Here is an 18,488-nt window from a genome sequence, read left to right on the forward strand (position 1 = left end):
GACCTTCCCTGGAGCATTGGGTATCCGGTGACATAGAGGTCCCTAGCCTATCCCAAGTACTTCAACCAGTACTGTTTTTATAATAAAGCCGAGCAGTCCAAGACCTAGTGCCAGAAACAGGATAAAGGTGCCAAACCTACCCGCTTTAGAATCCTTGGCCAGGTTCCAGACGATAAACACCATGAATAAGATTAGTGCGCCAATTCCCAACCACAGGGAATACTCTTCAAACTGCTCAAAAGTCATGCAAATCTTCGCTTGTAAAAATTGGCGCGCATTGTACAGCGCTTAACAGCTACAGGTAAGACTTGGCCGAATACAGTCGGTCAGCTCACCCATTAACATGACTGGCAGTTCAAGCACCCTGATAATAGTCACCATCTTCCTGCGCGTGGGTTCCACAGCGCAAACGACGCACTTCCTTCTCACGATAGCGGCTATCGTGCCAACATCTTGGTAGTGGCTCACCAGACAGAAAACATAAGTCTGTTTTATCGAAAACTTCTGGGTCTTGTACCTCTTCCCCCCACAGATAGCGGCCAACTACCGTGAGCTCATAGGGATTTGAGAGTGTGACAACATCTGCCACCTCAACCAAGTGCTTGGTGGTTACATCTTTAAAAAGCATAGTGGCACCTTTTTCCACTTCCCATCTTCAGTATAGGGCTTTTGGCGACAATTCTGGCTAAATTAGGGTTTATTGAAAAGATGTAAAAAAGAAATGCAGCTACAGGGCAAGGAGGAGCACATAATTGTAAAGAGCTTGTGATCTGCAGAACACATATGGATTGATAAGGAGAAGCCTAATCTTATCCGGACTTCTCCAAATTCTATAGAAAATGATAGGGCTCCTTTAGCCCTCAATAGTCAGGCGAGCGGAAACCATACCCTGCTCCGGCAAGGCATCAAGGTTGATGGTGCGAACACCCAATTGTTCTTTCATCAACTGGTTTAACCATGGCTGAAGATCCTGATAGCGCACCTCCTCAACCCATAGACGAATACGATTTTCCCCTTCGGGCTCAAATCGTTTAATCGTGACCCGGTTTTGCTTGGCCGCATTAGTTACCCGCTGCAACAAAGTGCCGGAAGCCTGGCCGCCCCCACCATTGGGTTTAACACGGGAGAGCACGGGTCGCTGGGACTCCATCCACTGAACCAGCTCCTGTGACTCCTCTGCTCGCGCGCGAGACTCATCGAAAAAACCTTTGGCCGGACTGTAAAGGCCATAGACAATAAAAAGCGCCCCGGCAAAAAGACTAAGGATGCTCAAGGCGCGTTGATCACTGGGTGACATCGCCTGCCACTTCTGTTTCCACTGCTCGATTTGTTCTTTCATTCTGCTTTAAATACCGAATTCTTTCGCCTTATACCTTGCGCCTCTAGCGCACACGCACCCGCCCGGATACGCCCTTCTTCAACTCATTGGCACCAAGTAAATCTGCACGCAAACCATTGCCAGACAGCTTGCTGACAAAAGTGTCCAAATCTGAGAGGTTCTGTGCCTTAAGCTGCAATACCATTTCACCGCGCTGGCCATCAAAGCGAAGTGATTGAAGTTGCAACTCTTTACCTCGCTGTTGAGTCCACACCTTACTGAGCTGCTGCATATGGGTGGTAAAGGCGCCGCCCTGATTCCCCGCATTTTTTAAGAAGCCATTTAGCTGCCTACGCATCTGGGCCGAGGGACGTACATTGGGGAACATCTCTGTGAACATGGCTCTAGCCTGCTCTTCTGCCTGCTCAGCCTGCCAGTGGTAGTAGGCCCCAGCACCGACAAAAAACAGAAGTTGTGCGGCAAAACAGAAGGTGGCTACTTTGGCCGGCTTTAGCCACCATACCGACTCAGTTTTGCCGCTGGCTAGTTGATAATCGCCACTGAGCAAATTACTAAGTTTGCCGGGCTTATAACGCTCAAGAAAAACTTCTTCAGGTGGGCGCTGATTGACTTGTAGGCGATCGGCAAAAAGTGATTCCAGCTCGGCAACAACAAGACCGTCCTCTTCACCGCCACCCAGTAACAGGAGTTCTTTGCCCTCTTCCCCTTCCTCCTCATCAGCACCTTCTTCAGAAGTAATATCTGCGCCAAGAAGGGAGCCTAACAGAGGCTGGAGGTATTCGCGGCGGATCGACAATCCCTGCCCCGTCGACTGCCAAAAATGAGCCTGCTCTCCATCCAACCAAAGGGAAAGGTCAATATCGAGTAGATCCAAAAGTAAATATTCTGGTAATGCCGCAGTCAAAGGCCAGCCGAGTCGCTCCACCTGACTGTGCAAAATTTCCATTTTGTCTTTGGAAATCGCGTAAATGCTACAGATATCACCATTGCGAGGCGCACAGACAAAATGCAGATCTTCTACATCCTCCGCAAGCTGCTCTTCGACCATATAGCCAATAGCGTTGGCCTGACGTCTAGCTGCTTTGGGGATAGATTCAACGCCACTCCAAACCCAGTTACCAGGCAGAAGTAGCAGCGCCTTACTGCCCTCTGGCAAGTTCAACGCTGGGTGGATGTCAGGTACAGCCGATGCCTCAAACTCTGGATTGAAGGCTGAAAGGAATTCATCATCCAGAGCAGCTTCACACCAAGAGCCATTCTCCCAATGATGTAAGGTGAGCCCACCGGCGCCAGTTTCAGAGAGCCGCAGCAAGACCAAAGCTGGCTTGGGTGGCACTGCAGGCATGCCGATTTCATTTACGCTTTTCTTTTTAAACATACAATCTTATTGGCTATCTACTATCTAGACTCGCTACGGTGCCTTGTAGTCGAGTAATTCCTGCATCATTGCACCAGAAAAAGTGCGCCGCTGGCGCTGTACAACTTTGACTTCACCGTCCCCGGCCTCATCGAGCCATAGAGACGTCTCCCAATACTGGCGGTAGTCTTCACTATCCCCCAATTGGACAGCAATACGCGCCAGAAAGTGCTGGCTATGAAACACAAACTGGTTGGTGTTGTTGAAGCCATGAGAGGACAGATCCCCCGACTGGCTAAGGATGCCGCCAGACTCTCGAAACAGCAGCAACTTACTCACGCTAGCAGAGGGGTCCACCGCTTCCAGAAGCTCCTGAGAAGCCAGGTTGATATTGATCTTGCTTCCAGTCTCCGGTAGCGCACACAGGTATGGAGCCAGCTTCTGCCAGTCTTCCGGCTCCATACCTTGTACAGAAGACAGTTCCGATATATCACTGATTAAGGTGTCTGGGGTGCGATGGGCAAGATCCCTACCGAGATAGCCATCATCCTCGGTTGCTGAAGAACGCGGCGTGTCGTTGTCATCCATCCAGTCGGCAATAGTCCCGGCTAAGTCTGATTTTCCTATGACATTGCTCACCAGTCGGCGAAAAATATCAAACTGATCGGTGCCGTTACCGCTATCGACAAGATTATTTACATTAAAGCAAGAATTTAAGTCTTTGATATTTATGCGTATTTTTCCGTTATCAGGATTGAACTGCAACGCCGGTGCTGCCCAGGCCTCAAGAGCGTGATCGGCAGGTTGGGCAGCGTCTTTATCCTCTTCATAATCCTTGAGAAGCGCCACCCTACTCCAGGCCTCAGCCCCAGCGACAAACTCGGCTAATTGCGAATTGGCCAAAAGAGCACCGCTTCGGGTGATGGAAATCTGATCGCGGGTAATGGCGTGCGAGACCAGGGCAATTGCAATCACCATTACAAGTAAAACGGTAATTAAAGCCACGCCCCGCTGGCGGCGAAAAGTCTTTATCGACTTAGAGCCGCTCATCGTTACCACCTCCGCCGGAATTATCCCCACCTGAATTGCCGTCGTTTGAGTTGTTCCCACCTCCAGAGTTGTTCCCCCCTCCATTACCACCGTTGCCGGAATTAACTCCAGGAGGACTGAACTCTACAGTTGAGAAGGAGAATACGCGGCGTATTTCACCGTACTGACGAGTCATTAACACGAACTCGATAGCCTTTGGCAGGCGGCTATCTGCACTGGTAGTAGATGCTGTAGTACCGGCTGGCGGCCATTGGGCAACCCAGGCATCTGAGCTAGGGTCAAAATATTGTAAAGTCAGGCTCTCCACACCGGCGAGCAGAGGTTCAACAATTGGCTCGGAATCAGGGCCTCGGTCTAAAACTTGCCAGCGACTGCGCAATAACAAAGCCCCAGGATCTTCCTCTTCAGTAAAGGAGCTGCTTCTCTCATCGTCTTCCGGGTAGCCGATACTGTAACCCAGCCGCTGAAGTTCACCCCGAGGCTCACCAATAAGGTTTGCCGCCCCAAGGCGGGTAAATTCGAATTCGTCCTGATCACCGCGCAAAGCGGGTTCATAGCCCGTATAGGCATTTTTAATCGGTCGCGCTGTTACCTGGCGTAGGTCCTCCTCCAGACGATAGAGAGCCATGGAAAAACGGCGCAACTCTTCTGCACGACGCTCAACAACACTGTCGGAATTATGGAAAACTTCTAGAAGGGAAAACGAACCAACACTGATAATCGCCACCAGCACCAGTACGACGAGCACTTCAACCAGAGTAAAGCCTGACTGGCCCTTTATTGGAGAAATCTGCATAGAAGCTACTCCTGCGCCGCCCAGGCATCCAGTGTTAAAGTTGGGTTTTCGGCATCGGGGTAACCCACTTGAATCACGATATGGCGAAGGCGCTCTTCGCTGGTTGCCTCTACCTTTGCGGTCACTTCCCAGTCTCTCTCCGCAAAGGACATTTCCTCTTTTTTCTCACCAATCGGGGGCCAGGGAGTTTGTACTCTAATTTGCGAAAGTACCTGTTGAGCGACCCAGTTAGCTGCGAGCCGCTCCTCCATAACTCTTTGGCGCTGCACGCTGCTCTGCATAGTACGCAATACGCTGGCGGCAATAACCCCAAAGATGACCAGGGCGATCAAAACCTCAACCAGGGTAAAACCGCCCTGCCGGGCCAGGGAATTGCGCTTAAAGGTCATCAGCTTGCCACTCTAGCTGCAAGCCATAGAGGCTACTGTAAGAAATTGTCGCGCCACGAGAGAAGTCACCATCCTCGACCAGAAAAACGGCTAGTTTGATCGGGAGCACTTCACCACTCGATAAAGCGACAAACTGCGGCTTGATCTTTTCCTCATCGCTCTGCTCTTCAGCAAACTCTGTGGATTGGGTGGAAGGCAGTTCCGCCTCTTCAAGCACCTCCAAACGAACGATAGCGGGAAGCTCATGAGCCGCAAATCGCTGGCTGCGCCGACCGGCAGCAGCCATATCGGGAGCCTGCCAAGTCATTGAAGTGGGATCAAATCGCACTACCGTATAAGACTCGGGTTCAAGCACTACGCCGTAATGGGCTTTATCTATCAGGGCACGGTCCGCGACAAGCTGCAACAAGGCGGAGAGACGTTGAGTCTCCCCTTCCCAGACACGCACCCCGGAACTGCCCAGGGACATCATGGCCATGCCAGCCAAGCTGGCGATGATAACAATCACCACCAGAATCTCGACCAGCGTGAAACCCTGATTACGCTTGAGCCTACTGCGGGCTGATCGCCTATACATCGATTGCTGATTGAACCGAGTTACAGGTCAGCGGCAAAAATATCGGCGGCTTCACCCTCTCCACCAGGCTTACCATCTGCACCCAGGGAGAACAAATCGAATGCGCCGGCACTGCCGGGGCTGATGTACTGGTAGTGATTACCCCAAGGGTCCTTGGGCGCTTTCTTTAAGTAAGGCTCAGTCCAGTTTTTAGCTTCGGGAAAACCGGAGGGACGGGAAACTAGAGCTTCCAAACCCTGGTCAGAACTTGGGTAAACAAAGTTGTCCATGCGGTACATGTCGAGGGCAGTCTCGATAGCACGAAGGTCAACGCGAGCGGCCTTCATACGGGCTTCACCAGTTTTGCCCAAAACACTGGGAACCACCATGGCGCCGAGAACACCGAGGATCACAATCACCACCATGACTTCAATCAAGGTGAAGCCACCACTTCTGCGTAGGTTTCGCATTTTTTTCTCCAAGTTCAGCTGAAAGCTGGGAACCCCCAGGGCCACGAAGGGAATCGTGGCCCCAATTTAAAAATATTCAGTTTTTGTAAAAAGAGATCTATCTACACTCTCAAAGCAGTAAGAAGCCGAGCACCCCTACTAAGCCGAGTCCAATAAGTACCCTTGAGGCCTCGCGTAGGGTAAAGCCACGGCTGTTTAGTAAGGATTTCATCTTCCCCTCCTAAATAACCTGCATCCTGAATCTGTGGACTTCACTACTTTGAACTCTACATAGCCAGTTCGTTCATGCTCATAATTGGCATCATGATGGCCATCACGATAAATAGTACGATAGCGGCCATAACAAGCAACATCAGCGGTTCGAACAAGCTCACAAAAGCAGTCACCGCCCCCTGAAGGTCTTGCTCCTGGGACTCCGCAGCCCTCTGCAGCATTTCGTCCAGGGTGCCAGAAGACTCACCACTGGCGATCATATAGATCATCATTGGCGGGAAATACCCAATATCCTCCATAGCTCGGTGCAAACTACCGCCCTCACGTACCGTCTTCTGTGCAGTTTCCAGACGATCCTTTAAGAACTCATTGGTCATTACCCCGCGAGCAATACCCATTGCCTGCACCAGTGGGACACTACTGCCGGTAAGGATCGCTAAGGTTCCCACATAACGGGCACTCTGCGCACCGCGAACCATCCAACCAATTACCGGCAGGTCCAATAGGCGATGGTGAAACTTATATTTGATCGCCGGGCGGCGCAGCATAATGACCACACCCGCAATAATGGCCCCTAGCGCTGGAGGCACCAGCCAGCCCCAGGCGGCAATAAAGTCACTCATTGAGACCAGTATCCGAGTGGGCAGCGGCAAAATTTGTCCTGTGCCGGTGAAGACCTCAATGACATCCGGCACCACATAAACCATCAGGCCAGTAACCACGAGGACACAGATAAATACCAATACCATGGGGTAAATAAGTGCCAATTGCACTTTCTGACGAAACTGCTGCTGCCCCTCGGTGTAATCTCCCAAACGTTCCAGCACCGCATCCAAGTGTCCGGAGTGCTCACCGGCCTCCACGGTAGCCCGGTAGAGCTTGGGGAAAGCCTTGGGGAAACACCCAAGGGCCTGGGCAAAACTGTGGCCCTCCAAAATCTTTCCGCGCACCGCCAGCACTACCCGCCGGATTTTCTGGTTGCGAGTCTGGTTGGCAATTGCCCCTAGGGTCTCCTCCAACGGAATACCGGCGCGCAACAAAGTGGCAATTTGGCGGGTAAGCAGGGCCAGATTTTTAATGCTGAGCCCGGGACTTCCGGACATAAAACCGCCAGCACTCTTCTCAGATTGCTCGGCGGCAGGGGTAACATCCAGAGGCACCATGCCTTTAGCACGCAATTGCTGCCGCGCCGAACGGGCACTATCGGCCTCTAGGGTTCCCTTGCTTTTTCGACCGGATGCCGCGAGGGCTGTGTACTCAAACGCTGCCACGATTAAGACTCCTGGGTTACCCGCATGACTTCTTCAAGGGAAGTCCTGCCGGCCAGGACCTTGGCAATACCGTCATCGCGGATACTCGGCCCCAATTTACGTGCTTCTGCCACCAGCTTGCTCTCGGAGGCTCGATCGTGGATCAGCTGGCGCATGATTTCATTAAGCGGCACCAACTCATAAATACCGATTCGGCCCACATAGCCGCTATGGTTACATTCATCACAACCATTGGGGCGGTAGATGAGAGCATCTTCAGCGGGAGCGACGCCGAGCACTAGCCTCTCCCCTTCATCGGGAACATGGGGCTGCTTACAGGTAGGGCAAAGCACCCTGACCAGGCGCTGTGCCAGAACTCCAATCAAGCTGGAGGACAGCAAGAAAGGTTCGATGCCCATATCCATCAGACGGGTAACAGCACCAAGTGCAGTATTGGTATGCAGGGTTGAGAGTACCAAGTGACCAGTCAAACTCGCCTGGATGGCGATCTGCATAGTCTCAAGATCTCGAATCTCACCAATCATCACCACATCCGGGTCCTGACGCAAAATTGCGCGCAAGCCCCGTGCAAAAGTCATATCTGCCTTGGTGTTGACCTGGGTCTGTCCAACCCCTTCCAGGTTGTATTCGACCGGGTCTTCCACCGTCAGGATATTTTTTTCGCGGCTGTTAATGCTGCCGAGGCCGGCATAGAGAGTGGTCGTTTTACCTGAGCCCGTCGGGCCCGTAACCAGAATAATGCCGTGTGGGTGAGCCAAAAGCTCAGTCATGACATTGTGGTCCCGCTCGGACATGCCAAGTTTGGACAAGTCCATTTTACCCGCTTGCTTGTCAAGCAGGCGCATCACCACCCGTTCACCTGCCGAGGACGGCATGGTGGAAACACGTACATCGACTTCACGCCCGGCCATCAGCAGCGAAATACGGCCATCCTGCGGAATACGCTTTTCAGCGATATCCAGCTTGGCCATTACCTTGATACGGGAAACCAATAGCGGAGCCAGGGCGCGCCGAGGCTGCAACACCTCGCGCAGCACGCCGTCTACCCTAAAACGCACAATCAAGCGTTTTTCAAAAGTCTCAATGTGAATATCCGAAGCCCCCTGTTTCAGGGACTCCGCAAAAATCGCATTGATCAGCTTAACGATGGGCGCATCGTCTTCCTGCTCTAGTAGGTCTTCTGTTTCCGGTAGCGAATCTACAACTGCGGCCAAATCCAAGTCATCACCCAGCCCCTCGACTTCGGAGAGGTTGCCCCCCTCACGGTTTTCGTAGAGGCGCTGCAAGGCTACCTGGAAAATTTCATCTTCCACCGACTCCAGGCTTACCGCACCACCATTGATACGTTGCACCTCGGCAATCGCAGAGGGGCTCAGCGGTGCAACGTATTGGCACAGCGGGCGCCCCTCCTGCTCCAGTAGCAGGACCTTGTGGCGCTTAGCGAAAGCATATGGAAGGCGACGAATTGCTGGAGTCCCTGTTCCTGTATCAACCGTCATTTAGATTCTTCTACCTCCAGCACCTCAACCTCACCATCCAACACTTCAACCTCGCCAGGTACTCCCTCAAGGGCGTCTTCCAGGTTGTCAACGGCATTGATAGAACCATCTACCGGCGCTGGGCTTTCGTTATAAGTTCCTGTTGGCGGCATCAGGTCAGGCAGTGCATCACCGCGGTGCCAATCCCACAGCAGGCTCGTTCTGTCTTTCAAGAAGATCTGCTTCTGCTGCATATCCATGTAGCGTTTGCGGGTTTCTTCATAGCCAGCCAACTGGGTGCTCAGAATCTTGGGCTTCAGGAACACCATCAAATTAGTTTTTACGACTTTCTTGGTGTTGTTTCGGAACAGACGCCCTATTCCTGGAATATCCCCCAACAGAGGCACTTTCTGCACGGAGTCAGTAACATTATCTTCTATCAGCCCACCCAAAACCAAAATCGCACCATCATCAATCAATACCTTGGTGCGAATTTCACGTTTACTAGTAACGATGTCCGAGGCACCCACAGCGGCATCAGCAGCAGCGGAAAGCAGGTTTTCAACCTTCTGCTCAATTTCCAAAGTTACCGAGTTATTGTTATTTACACGTGGAGTGACTTTGAGGGTGGTACCAATATCTTCCCGCTGAATAGTGGTGAAAGGGTCGTCATTGCTACCGGACAACAATTGCTCACCAGTAATAAAGGGTACATTCTGCCCGACGAGGATTTCAGCCTCTTCGTTATCCAAAGCCATAATGGTCGGCGTAGACAGAATATTGGTATTGCCCGCTGTGGCAAGCGCATTCACTGCAACTCGGATATCACTTCCACTCAAATAGCCTAAATGTAATGCATTCGCGCCAGTGATACTCGTGAAAGGAAGGGAGAACGGATTGATATTCCCATCTCCGTCTTCAGCCGGTAGGTTGTTCCAGCCTGCAACAAGGTTTTCATCACCCGTGATCCAGCTGATACCAAGGTTATTATTGGTATCCTCTTTAACCTCGACAATAATGGCCTCAATCAGCACCTGAGCACGACGTACATCCAGCCGTGCGATCACGCCTTTCATTGTTTCCAGTAGTGCCGGAGGCGCGGTGAGAACCAGCGCATTGAGGGATTCGTTGACCTGAATACTGACTTCAACGTTCGCAGCCTGCTGGTCTTTTTCTGTATTCTGAATACTACCGCTCATGCCTTCCAGAATTGGTTTCAGGTCGGCGGCATTGGCATACTGAACATAAACCACAGCCGTATTGCCATCACCATCCAGCGGCTGGTCCAAGCGGGCAATAACGGTTCTGATCTGCTGGCGTGTTACTGGGTCACCGGTCAAAAGAACGCTATTGGAACGCTCGTCCACTGCGATTCGCAACGGCTGAACTTCCCGGCCAGCGCCCTTGCCACCAGACGCCTGCAACAAGTCATTGAGAATTTGCTTCACTTCTTTGGCGGAAGCAAACATCAGTGGCACCACTTCAATGTCGATGGCACCTGCACGATCGAGCTGTTTTACCAATAGAACAATCTGGTCAATATTCGCAGCACGATCAGCAATAATCAGGGTATTGGTATCAGCATAAGCTGCCAGGTGGCCAGTCTGAGGAATCAGCGGGCGCAACATAGCGATCAACTGGGAAGCTGAGATATTCTCAACTCGAACAGTACGAACGACTAATGATTCGGCCGGCGCACGGGTATTTTCATCAGCAACCGGAATCGCCTGCTGCTTGGCAAGGGCATCGGGTACCACTTTCCAGGTACCACCCTGCTCTACCAGGCTGAAACCATTTACTTGAAGCACCGACATAAAAACATCGAAGGCTTCATCATGTGTCATAGGGTCACCGGCAACAACGGTGACTTTTCCCTTTACATTGGGGTGGACAATTATATTTTTTCCGGTGAAATCCGCTGCCCAGTTAATCAGGTCGCGAACATCGGCATTGTCGAGAGAAAGGGTAACTCTCTCCGGGCCCTGAGCCAGCGTTGCAGTAGACACAAAAAAACTAAACCCGACCGCAATCAGCCGTCGATAAAACATCTTCATCATTATTTATCTGGCTCTAGTAAATGTTCAAAAAACTCAAAACAATCTAGTTAGACAGTTTTTATTGGGGCTGGCGCTGAGCACGACGCTCACGGGCCAGTTCACGCAGCTTTTCCATCCGCTCTCGAATACTTTCCTGGCTCGCCTCACGTCTTGAGGAACTTCCCGCACTACTACTTTGCCTAGATTTGCGTGACAGGCTTGAGTAGTTTTTCAGCGGGACATTGGGGCGGCCATCCATCTCGGGATATGTCAGCTTTTCCATCCTGCCATTACGACGAAGAACTACATGGTCTACCTCAACAGAATAAAGTTCTGCGCCACCAGGAAGGGAATCCCCCACATACAAACGCTTTGCAGGCTTGCCTTTTTCGGCAACCAGGGCGCTGGCTTTACTCTTGTCCGAATTATCCAAAACGCCAGAGAGGACGATGTTCAGCTGGGTTATAGGGAGGTTGGAGAGATCAACTTCGGGAACAGCTTCTTGCTTCTTGGCTTCGGCATAACCAAAGAAGGGAGTGTTCGGTATTGAAGCTGCCTGGGGGGCACTCACACGACTATCATTGCGCTCGGCCAGCAGAGACTCTTCCGGCTCTGCAGGAATCAGTAAAGAGCCATAGGCAAGTAGATTGCCAGATACCCACAGCAACCCCACCGCAGATGCCGCCATGGTGCCACGAGAGAGCGATCTGCGTGAATCGCCCTGGCTAAAGCCTTTACCGACTGAGCCAATGGCTCGCTTTAATGGGGACATGAACATACCCACATACAAGTTCAACTTTCTTAGGTTATTGGTTTTTGACGCCTATTTTGTTGCCTTCGCCTTCGAAAGGCAACGCTCCTGCCCAGTTAAACGTTGCAAACCAACACTTCGTCCCCGAAATTGCACACTAGTTCCGTAGTCCAGAAGCCAAAAATGAGAAAAGGCGGCAATACGCCGCCTTTTCCAGTACTGATCAGTATACTAATCAGAAATTACAGCTTTGCTTCCAGCTCGGGGACTGCTTCAAACAAATCTGCCACCAAGCCGTAGTCAGCAACGGAGAAGATTGGAGCCTCCTCATCTTTGTTGATAGCCACAATAACCTTGGAATCCTTCATGCCAGCCAAATGTTGGATGGCACCGGAAATACCAACGGCAATGTACAAGTCCGGAGCAACGATCTTACCGGTTTGGCCAACTTGCATATCATTTGGCACAAATCCAGCGTCTACTGCAGCGCGTGAGGCGCCAACCGCCGCACCCAGCTTGTCTGCCAACTTGTACAGCATCTCGAAGTTGTCGCCATTCTGCATACCGCGACCACCGGAAACTACCACGCTAGCGGCGGTAAGCTCAGGGCGGTCGGATTTAGCAAGCTCTTCTCCTACGAAAGAAGAAACACCGGCGTCATCGGCAATATCTACAGCCTCAACAGCTGCACTTCCACCTTCTGCAGCCACTGCGTCGAAAGCAGTAGTACGAACGGAAATCACCTTAATGGCGTCAGAGCTCTGCACGGTCGCGATAACGTTGCCAGCGTAGATTGGACGCTTGAAAGTATCGGCACTCTCTACAGAGATAATGTCAGAGATCGGTTGAACATCCAGCAGCGCAGCGGCACGCGGCAGCATGTTTTTACCGGTGGTAGTGGCTGGCGCCAGGATATGGCCGTAATCTTTTCCCAGATCGGCAACCAGCTTGGCAACGTTTTCAGCCAACTGGTGCTCGTAAGCAGCGTTGTCAGCCAGCAATACTTTGCTTACGCCATCAACTTTAGCAGCGGCGTCTGCAACAGCAGAACAGCCTGCGCCAGCGACTAGGACGGCGATGTCGCCACCGATAGCCTTAGCTGCGGCGATAGTGTTGAGCGTAGCGCCCTTCAGTTCGGCGTTGTCGTGTTCAGCAATAACCAGGATGCTCATCAGATTACCTTCGCCTCGTTTTTCAGTTTCTCTACCAGTTCCGCCACGTCGGCAACTTTAACGCCAGCCTGACGCTCTGCTGGTGGCTCGACTTTCAGGGTTTTAGTGCGAGGAGCGATGTCTACACCCAACTCATCGGGAGTAGTAGTATCGAGAGGCTTCTTCTTGGCCTTCATGATATTCGGCAAAGATGCATATCGTGGCTCATTCAAACGCAGGTCGGTAGTCACGATAGCTGGCAGCTTCAGCTCAACAGTCTGCAGGCCGCCATCGATTTCACGGGTTACCTTCACAGCGTCGCCTTCTACAACCACTTCGGAAGCAAAGGTGCCCTGCCCCATACCAGTCAATGCGCCCAGCATCTGGCCAGTTTGGTTGTTGTCGCCATCGATAGACTGCTTGCCGAGAATAACCATTTGCGGCTCTTCTTTATCGACAATCGCCTTCAGGCACTTAGCCACAGCCAGAGGCTGCAGTTCGGCATCGGTCTCAACCAGAATGCCTCGGTCGGCTCCCAGCGCCAGTGCTGTGCGAATTTGCTCCTGGCTCTGCTTGGGACCCATGGAAACGGCGACTATCTCACTAACAACGCCTTTTTCCTTCAAGCGAACCGCCTCTTCTACTGCAATTTCGCAGAAGGGGTTGATAGACATTTTGACGTTGGCAGTATCAACGTCAGTGCCGTCCGCCTTGGGGCGAACCTTGACGTTGTAGTCGACAACGCGTTTCACAGCTACAAGAACTTTCATGGAAATCCCGTCTCAAATATGCTTTTTAACAGCCGCGACTGACGATTCTCATCGCGAACGGATACGGTGTTCTGGTCAAACAGGTGTTTGAACGGCGTGTATGGTGGCGGTTCTATACCGCAAAATCAATAGCCAAATAGAAGTGACTTCTGCCATTCATGCAATCTATTTCAGGAAATAGAGACCATCTATTCAGCTTCCCTAAGCTGTTGAAATACAGCACATTTGCCATAGCAAATGAATAGTCATGCAATTGGTAGGGTTGAATAAACGCCTATATAATCCGCCCTCTATATAAATGATAAGGCCGGAATGGCCGCAAAAAGTTGAATACAACTGCTGAGGAGAGTGCCGTGGAACGCGAATCAATGGAATACGATGTAGTGATCGTGGGTGCCGGTCCGGCCGGATTGGCAGCGGCCTGCCGTATTCGCCAGCTCAATGAAGATGTCTCAGTATGCGTTGTGGAGAAAGGTTCCGAGGTCGGCGCCCACATTCTCTCCGGCGCAGTTTTTGAGCCAACTGCTCTAAATGAGCTATTCCCAGACTGGAAAGAGCGCGGCGCCCCGCTGAACACAGAGGTCAAGGGCGACGATATCTACGTTCTACGCAGCGATGAGAATTCCATCAAAGTGCCCAACATGTTTGTGCCAAGCACCATGCACAATGAGGGCAACTACATTATCAGCCTCGGTAACCTTTGCCGTTGGTTGGCCGAGCAGGCAGAGAACCTGGGGGTGGAGATTTTCCCCGGCTTCGCCGCTGCAGAAGTTCTGTACAACGAAGATGGCTCTGTAAAAGGTATTGCCACCGGCGATATGGGTATTGGCTTAAATGGTGAGCAGAAAGACTCCTATATGCCAGGCATGGAGCTGCACGCCAAGTACACTCTTTTTGCCGAAGGCTGTCGCGGCCATCTGGGCAAGCAACTGATCGAGCGCTTCAAGCTGGATACAGATGCCGATCCGCAACATTACGGCATTGGCGTTAAGGAAATCTGGAAAGTTCCTGCGGACAAACACCAGCAAGGCCTGGTAGTTCACACAGCAGGCTGGCCTTTGGAGCAAAGCGGCACCCACGGTGGTGGTTTCCTTTATCACCTGGAAGACAACCAGGTTGTGGTTGGCCTAATTACCGATCTCGCTTACAGCAATCCACACGTAAGCCCCTTTGACGAATTTCAGCGTTACAAACATCATCCGGTAATCAAACAATACTTGGACGGTGGTCAGCGTGTCGCTTACGGTGCACGTGCCATTGTTAAAGGTGGACTGCAATCTCAGCCGAAGATGACCTTCCCTGGCGGCCTGCTGATCGGCGACAACGCCGGCACCCTGAACTTCGCCAAAATCAAGGGCAATCATACCGCGATGAAGTCCGGCATGATCGCCGCTGAGTCCGTAGTGGAAGCCCTTGCCGCAGAGCGCAACAGTGAAGAGCTGACCGACTACACCACCAAGTATCGTGACAGCTGGGCCTGGAAAGAGCTGCATATGCAGCGCAACTTCGGCCCGGCACAACACAAGTGGGGCAACATCCTCGGTTCAGCTTACGCATTTGTCGATATCAATATCTTCAAAGGCAAGCTGCCCTGGACCCTGCGCGACACCAAAGCTGACCATGCACAACTGAAACCGGCTGCGGACTGCGCAAAAATTGATTACCCCAAGCCCGATGGCGTACTCAGCTTTGACAAGCTCTCCTCTGTGTTTATTTCTAACACCAACCACGAGGAAGACCAGCCTTGTCACCTAACCCTGAAGGATCCGGAGATTCCGCTTAACCACAATCTGCCGATTTATGATGAACCGGCTCAGCGTTACTGCCCTGCAGGCGTTTATGAAGTGGTTGAAGATACCAACGGCAAACGTTTCCAGATAAATGCACAGAACTGTGTGCACTGTAAGACCTGTGACATCAAAGACCCAACCCAGAATATTGTCTGGGTTACTCCAGAAGGTGGCGGCGGCCCCAACTACCCAAATATGTAAGCAGTTTGCTTTCTGGCGCCTTCGGGCGCCATTTTTGTATCCGCGTTATTAGTCAGCGCTCTTCTAAGAACGCAAAACCAGATGAACTCCTGCTCCCAGAAGTCGGAAGCAGGATTTAGCAGGCAGAAAATCAGAATTTATACTGAGCACTTAAGGCAAAGAATTGGCCAAGCTTCTCTTCGAATACGATGACGCCATCACGCTCAATCTCGATAGACTCATCCAACAAATTTTGCATCTTGGCTTTTATTGTCACTTCTTCGATGGGATACCAGGAGTAAGTCAAATCCAAAGAATGAAAAGGTTGTTCATATGAGTCTGGATCGAGTTTACGGCCGGCGAGATGCAACCTCTCACCAAATACGTTATACCCCAATGTTGCCGAATGGTTGCCATCAGGACTATCAAAGCCCAAAAGCATATTCACGACAAACTCCGAAGCCCCCGTCATTTCCCGCTCAGGATTCGTAGGCGCATCAGCCTCACCCCCCGCAACCAATTCCGTCTCCTGCAAAGTGACGTTGCCCTGCACAAAGAAACTCTCCATCGAGTCACCCAGGAAGCCGAGCTGCTTCATGCCCTCGATTTCAATACCGGTAATTTCTCCAGACTCGGCATTAATAATTTCCCTGGCTACATTGGTATCACTGGAAGCCGCTTCAAAAAATTCTATGGGGTCAATAACATCCTTATAAAAAGCGGAAACCGTTAAGTTGTCCCCACTATCGAAGAACCATTCGGCACGCAGATCATAATTATGGATTTCAGAGGGACGAACACTGGGGTTACCTTTGACCTGCTCTCCAGTAATAGGATCGATATAATACGCATCGGTAATTTCACGAAGATCCGGCCGTACAGCTGTCTTTGAGACTCCAAAACGAAGCTGAAAAGTCTCCGTCCAAAACTCTCCCATATAAGTCAGTGAGAAAGATGGATAAATGTCATCTTCAGAATATACGGCTTCCAGCAGTTCTTTCGGGTCAGTTATTACTTGAGGGTCATCTATGGTGTAGCCATAAGGATTCCACTCAAGTGCCACTTGACTGTAATCCTCCCAGCGCGCCCCAGCCGAAATTCGCCAGGTTTCAAATAATGTCCAATCGAATTTACCAAATACTGCATCTGTAGCCGTAGCTGCTAAATAGCTTTGCTTGTTACTTCCCGCCAAGTCGAAAACGTAGTCATTTCCATTGTTGGTGATATTTTCATCACCAAATACCTCGCCCAGCGGGCCAACGAGTACATCTTCAGTAGCCACACTGAAGATATCTAGGCGCAGCTCAGTTTGCTTGTATGAGCGCCCCTTCTCCATCCTCGCGAAGCCGCCCGTCAACTCCAAACTTGAAAATGAAAATTCTAGAGGCAAGTTGACTGACCAACCGTAATTTTTGACTTCGTCTTCAAGCTCTGTAAATCGGAAACCTGCACTTCCAGAACCCGTACTGACCTTAGAGCTAAGCACTTCACCCGTCGTAGGATCAGTAACTGTATCGGAAATGACGTCGACCTGATTGGGGATATCTGTGGTCGCTGTTGCATCCGAATAAAACCAATCGACAACCACCTCTTCCGGAACCCAATTGAGGAGGTCAAAGGGCATAAGAGTTTTGGTCTCAGGCCCCAGAGAGTGACTGCCCTTGACCTGATTCAGGGCTAGCTCTCTCTCTTCATACTTCAGCAAATACTCACGATAACCAGAACCGTCCGACACCTGTCGATTCTCATTAAAGTAATCAGTAATAGAGGTTTCATCATCAGTATTGCGCAGGAATATACTCGTAGTTTCAATCACATGCTCATCAGCAAAGCGTATACCTAAATTTAAATTCCCACTGATATCCACTGAATAAGTTGACTTGTTACGATTATTCAATTGCTCTTTGGGGGCACCAAAATTGCGTAGGGTTCTCTCAGACTCCCTCCACTTATTTTTATAAGAAGCTCCAGCCAGAAACCCCAACTCCCAATGATCATTGAGGGAAAAACGATTGCCTACACTCGCTTTCACATCCCCATCCAAATCACTGGAATCCTCTTCGATAGAAATATCACGATTGAGATTTAAGGCCAGTTCACGATTTAGCGCTTGAGCTGCATCATCGGCCTCCTGCTCACTGGCATACTGATTTCCCTCCTCGACCAGAACTTTTCTGATATCGGAGATACCCAAGCCTCCCCTAAAGCGTTTTAGCGCTGCAGATATTTCTCCTGGGAGTGCCCTGGTACCATCATCAGTTCCGAAGATATCATCATCCCCACCCTGATAACTCAGAACCTCACCGCTGGTTTCCGTATTGCTTCCTGTGCCTAACTCTACAGAATAAGTCAGATCATCGGGAATTCCCTTTGTGCGAATATCCACATTGCCACCGCCAAAGCTAGCAGCCTGATCAGCAGAGTAACTCTTCTGAACAGCCAGGGAATCCACTATAGAAGTAGGGAATAAATCGAGGGGGATTACATTTCGGGTCAGGTCCGGTGAGGGCACTATCGCACCATTTAGCGTGGTACTTGAGTAACGCTCCCCCAATCCACGTACATAGACGAACTTATCACTCACGAGCGACAGTCCTGACACCCTGCGCAACGCAGCCGCCACTGTAGAATCCCCTACCCGACCGATCATCTCGGCACCAAGGATATCGGTGACCACTTCTTCTTCCAGGCGCTCACTGACCAGGGCCTCTGCGGAGTCCCGCAAACGCCCCTGAACTACCACTTCTTCAATCCCTTGTGCTGTACCAGTGCTTTCTTCCACCAAATCCGCATCCTGGGCAAATACACCAGGAGCCATAGCAGAGGCCGCGGTAATAGCCATTACCAACGGCAGTCTCTGGAAATTTTCATATTTAGCCATTACACGGGCC

The 18,488-nt window shown here is 51.1% G+C and carries 17 protein-coding genes; 1 reads left to right on the forward strand and 16 read right to left on the reverse strand.

The genetic code is table 11. From position 1 onward, the window contains the following. Positions 1-42: 42 nt before the first annotated feature. The 15 genes from ACJJIO_RS20430 to ACJJIO_RS20500 form a co-directional block, all read right to left on the reverse strand. On the reverse strand, positions 43-246 hold the full coding sequence (locus tag ACJJIO_RS20430; protein WP_252085852.1) for a DUF2788 domain-containing protein: 204 nt from the start codon (positions 244-246) through the stop codon (positions 43-45). 109 nt (positions 247-355) lie between these two features. Beyond that, positions 356-628, reverse strand: coding sequence for an acetyltransferase (locus ACJJIO_RS20435; RefSeq protein ID WP_252085851.1), 273 nt, complete (start codon positions 626-628; stop codon positions 356-358). A gap of 225 nt (positions 629-853) precedes the next feature. Continuing rightward, the gene (locus tag ACJJIO_RS20440; RefSeq protein ID WP_444884969.1) at positions 854-1,339 is read right to left on the reverse strand and encodes a type II secretion system protein M; all 486 of its coding nucleotides are present in this window, start codon (positions 1,337-1,339) and stop codon (positions 854-856) included. Positions 1,340-1,382: 43 nt separating this feature from the next. Continuing rightward, the gene (gene gspL, locus ACJJIO_RS20445) at positions 1,383-2,717 is read right to left on the reverse strand and encodes a type II secretion system protein GspL (protein WP_444909653.1); all 1,335 of its coding nucleotides are present in this window, start codon (positions 2,715-2,717) and stop codon (positions 1,383-1,385) included. A gap of 33 nt (positions 2,718-2,750) precedes the next feature. Then, on the reverse strand, positions 2,751-3,746 hold the full coding sequence (gene gspK, locus ACJJIO_RS20450; protein ID WP_444909654.1) for a type II secretion system minor pseudopilin GspK: 996 nt from the start codon (positions 3,744-3,746) through the stop codon (positions 2,751-2,753). After that, on the reverse strand, positions 3,733-4,542 hold the full coding sequence (gene gspJ, locus ACJJIO_RS20455) for a type II secretion system minor pseudopilin GspJ (RefSeq protein ID WP_444909655.1): 810 nt from the start codon (positions 4,540-4,542) through the stop codon (positions 3,733-3,735). The genes gspK and gspJ overlap by 14 nt, the downstream gene beginning before the upstream one ends. A gap of 5 nt (positions 4,543-4,547) precedes the next feature. After that, positions 4,548-4,931: a type II secretion system minor pseudopilin GspI gene (gspI, locus tag ACJJIO_RS20460; RefSeq protein WP_252085846.1), complete on the reverse strand. Its 384-nt coding sequence runs from the start codon at positions 4,929-4,931 to the stop codon at positions 4,548-4,550. Further along, positions 4,921-5,508, reverse strand: coding sequence for a prepilin-type N-terminal cleavage/methylation domain-containing protein (locus tag ACJJIO_RS20465; RefSeq protein WP_252085845.1), 588 nt, complete (start codon positions 5,506-5,508; stop codon positions 4,921-4,923). Before ACJJIO_RS20465 ends, gspI begins: the two co-directional genes overlap by 11 nt. Before the next feature lie 20 nt (positions 5,509-5,528). Next, positions 5,529-5,957, reverse strand: coding sequence for a type II secretion system major pseudopilin GspG (gene gspG, locus ACJJIO_RS20470; protein WP_252085844.1), 429 nt, complete (start codon positions 5,955-5,957; stop codon positions 5,529-5,531). Between the two features lie 266 nt (positions 5,958-6,223). Beyond that, positions 6,224-7,441: a type II secretion system inner membrane protein GspF gene (gspF, locus tag ACJJIO_RS20475; protein ID WP_252085843.1), complete on the reverse strand. Its 1,218-nt coding sequence runs from the start codon at positions 7,439-7,441 to the stop codon at positions 6,224-6,226. 2 nt (positions 7,442-7,443) lie between these two features. Continuing rightward, positions 7,444-8,940, reverse strand: coding sequence for a type II secretion system ATPase GspE (gene gspE / locus ACJJIO_RS20480; protein WP_444884974.1), 1,497 nt, complete (start codon positions 8,938-8,940; stop codon positions 7,444-7,446). Then, entirely contained in the window at positions 8,937-10,976 is a 2,040-nt protein-coding gene (gene gspD, locus ACJJIO_RS20485) for a type II secretion system secretin GspD (RefSeq protein WP_252085841.1), read from the reverse strand. The genes gspE and gspD overlap by 4 nt, the downstream gene beginning before the upstream one ends. Positions 10,977-11,034: 58 nt before the next feature. Next, positions 11,035-11,727, reverse strand: a complete 693-nt coding sequence (locus ACJJIO_RS20490; protein WP_444884975.1) for a type II secretion system protein N — start codon at positions 11,725-11,727, stop codon at positions 11,035-11,037. A 221-nt stretch (positions 11,728-11,948) separates the two neighbouring features. Further along, on the reverse strand, positions 11,949-12,878 hold the full coding sequence (locus tag ACJJIO_RS20495; RefSeq protein ID WP_444884976.1) for an electron transfer flavoprotein subunit alpha/FixB family protein: 930 nt from the start codon (positions 12,876-12,878) through the stop codon (positions 11,949-11,951). Beyond that, positions 12,878-13,627 (reverse strand): electron transfer flavoprotein subunit beta/FixA family protein, encoded by a 750-nt coding sequence (locus ACJJIO_RS20500; RefSeq protein ID WP_252085838.1) that lies wholly within the window; start codon positions 13,625-13,627, stop codon positions 12,878-12,880. The genes ACJJIO_RS20495 and ACJJIO_RS20500 overlap by 1 nt, the downstream gene beginning before the upstream one ends. 353 nt (positions 13,628-13,980) lie before the next feature. On the opposite strand from ACJJIO_RS20500, the gene ACJJIO_RS20505 reads away from it, so the two are divergent. Next, positions 13,981-15,618: an electron transfer flavoprotein-ubiquinone oxidoreductase gene (locus ACJJIO_RS20505; RefSeq protein ID WP_444884977.1), complete on the forward strand. Its 1,638-nt coding sequence runs from the start codon at positions 13,981-13,983 to the stop codon at positions 15,616-15,618. Between the two features lie 130 nt (positions 15,619-15,748). Here the strand turns inward: ACJJIO_RS20505 and ACJJIO_RS20510 are convergent, their stop codons facing one another. Continuing rightward, positions 15,749-18,478, reverse strand: coding sequence for a TonB-dependent receptor domain-containing protein (locus ACJJIO_RS20510; protein WP_444909656.1), 2,730 nt, complete (start codon positions 18,476-18,478; stop codon positions 15,749-15,751). Positions 18,479-18,488: the final 10 nt, after the last annotated feature.

Source organism: Microbulbifer mixtoriginis (SeqCode), assembly GCF_052467235.1.

Excerpts from the sequence above, each read along its gene's own strand:
- ACJJIO_RS20465 (WP_252085845.1), bottom strand. The coding sequence starts at position 5,508 with ATGTATAGGCGATCAGCCCGCAGTAGGCTCAAGCGTAATCAGGGTTTC.
- gspD (WP_252085841.1), bottom strand. The coding sequence starts at position 10,976 with ATGATGAAGATGTTTTATCGACGGCTGATTGCGGTCGGGTTTAGTTTT.
- ACJJIO_RS20495 (WP_444884976.1), bottom strand. The coding sequence starts at position 12,878 with ATGAGCATCCTGGTTATTGCTGAACACGACAACGCCGAACTGAAGGGC.
- gspJ (WP_444909655.1), bottom strand. The coding sequence starts at position 4,542 with ATGCAGATTTCTCCAATAAAGGGCCAGTCAGGCTTTACTCTGGTTGAA.
- gspL (WP_444909653.1), bottom strand. The coding sequence starts at position 2,717 with ATGTTTAAAAAGAAAAGCGTAAATGAAATCGGCATGCCTGCAGTGCCA.
- ACJJIO_RS20440 (WP_444884969.1), bottom strand. The coding sequence starts at position 1,339 with ATGAAAGAACAAATCGAGCAGTGGAAACAGAAGTGGCAGGCGATGTCA.
- ACJJIO_RS20510 (WP_444909656.1), bottom strand. The coding sequence starts at position 18,478 with ATGGCTAAATATGAAAATTTCCAGAGACTGCCGTTGGTAATGGCTATT.
- ACJJIO_RS20435 (WP_252085851.1), bottom strand. The coding sequence starts at position 628 with ATGCTTTTTAAAGATGTAACCACCAAGCACTTGGTTGAGGTGGCAGAT.
- gspE (WP_444884974.1), bottom strand. The coding sequence starts at position 8,940 with ATGACGGTTGATACAGGAACAGGGACTCCAGCAATTCGTCGCCTTCCA.
- ACJJIO_RS20430 (WP_252085852.1), bottom strand. The coding sequence starts at position 246 with ATGACTTTTGAGCAGTTTGAAGAGTATTCCCTGTGGTTGGGAATTGGC.
- gspK (WP_444909654.1), bottom strand. The coding sequence starts at position 3,746 with ATGAGCGGCTCTAAGTCGATAAAGACTTTTCGCCGCCAGCGGGGCGTG.
- gspI (WP_252085846.1), bottom strand. The coding sequence starts at position 4,931 with ATGACCTTTAAGCGCAATTCCCTGGCCCGGCAGGGCGGTTTTACCCTG.
- ACJJIO_RS20490 (WP_444884975.1), bottom strand. The coding sequence starts at position 11,727 with ATGTCCCCATTAAAGCGAGCCATTGGCTCAGTCGGTAAAGGCTTTAGC.
- ACJJIO_RS20500 (WP_252085838.1), bottom strand. The coding sequence starts at position 13,627 with ATGAAAGTTCTTGTAGCTGTGAAACGCGTTGTCGACTACAACGTCAAG.
- gspG (WP_252085844.1), bottom strand. The coding sequence starts at position 5,957 with ATGCGAAACCTACGCAGAAGTGGTGGCTTCACCTTGATTGAAGTCATG.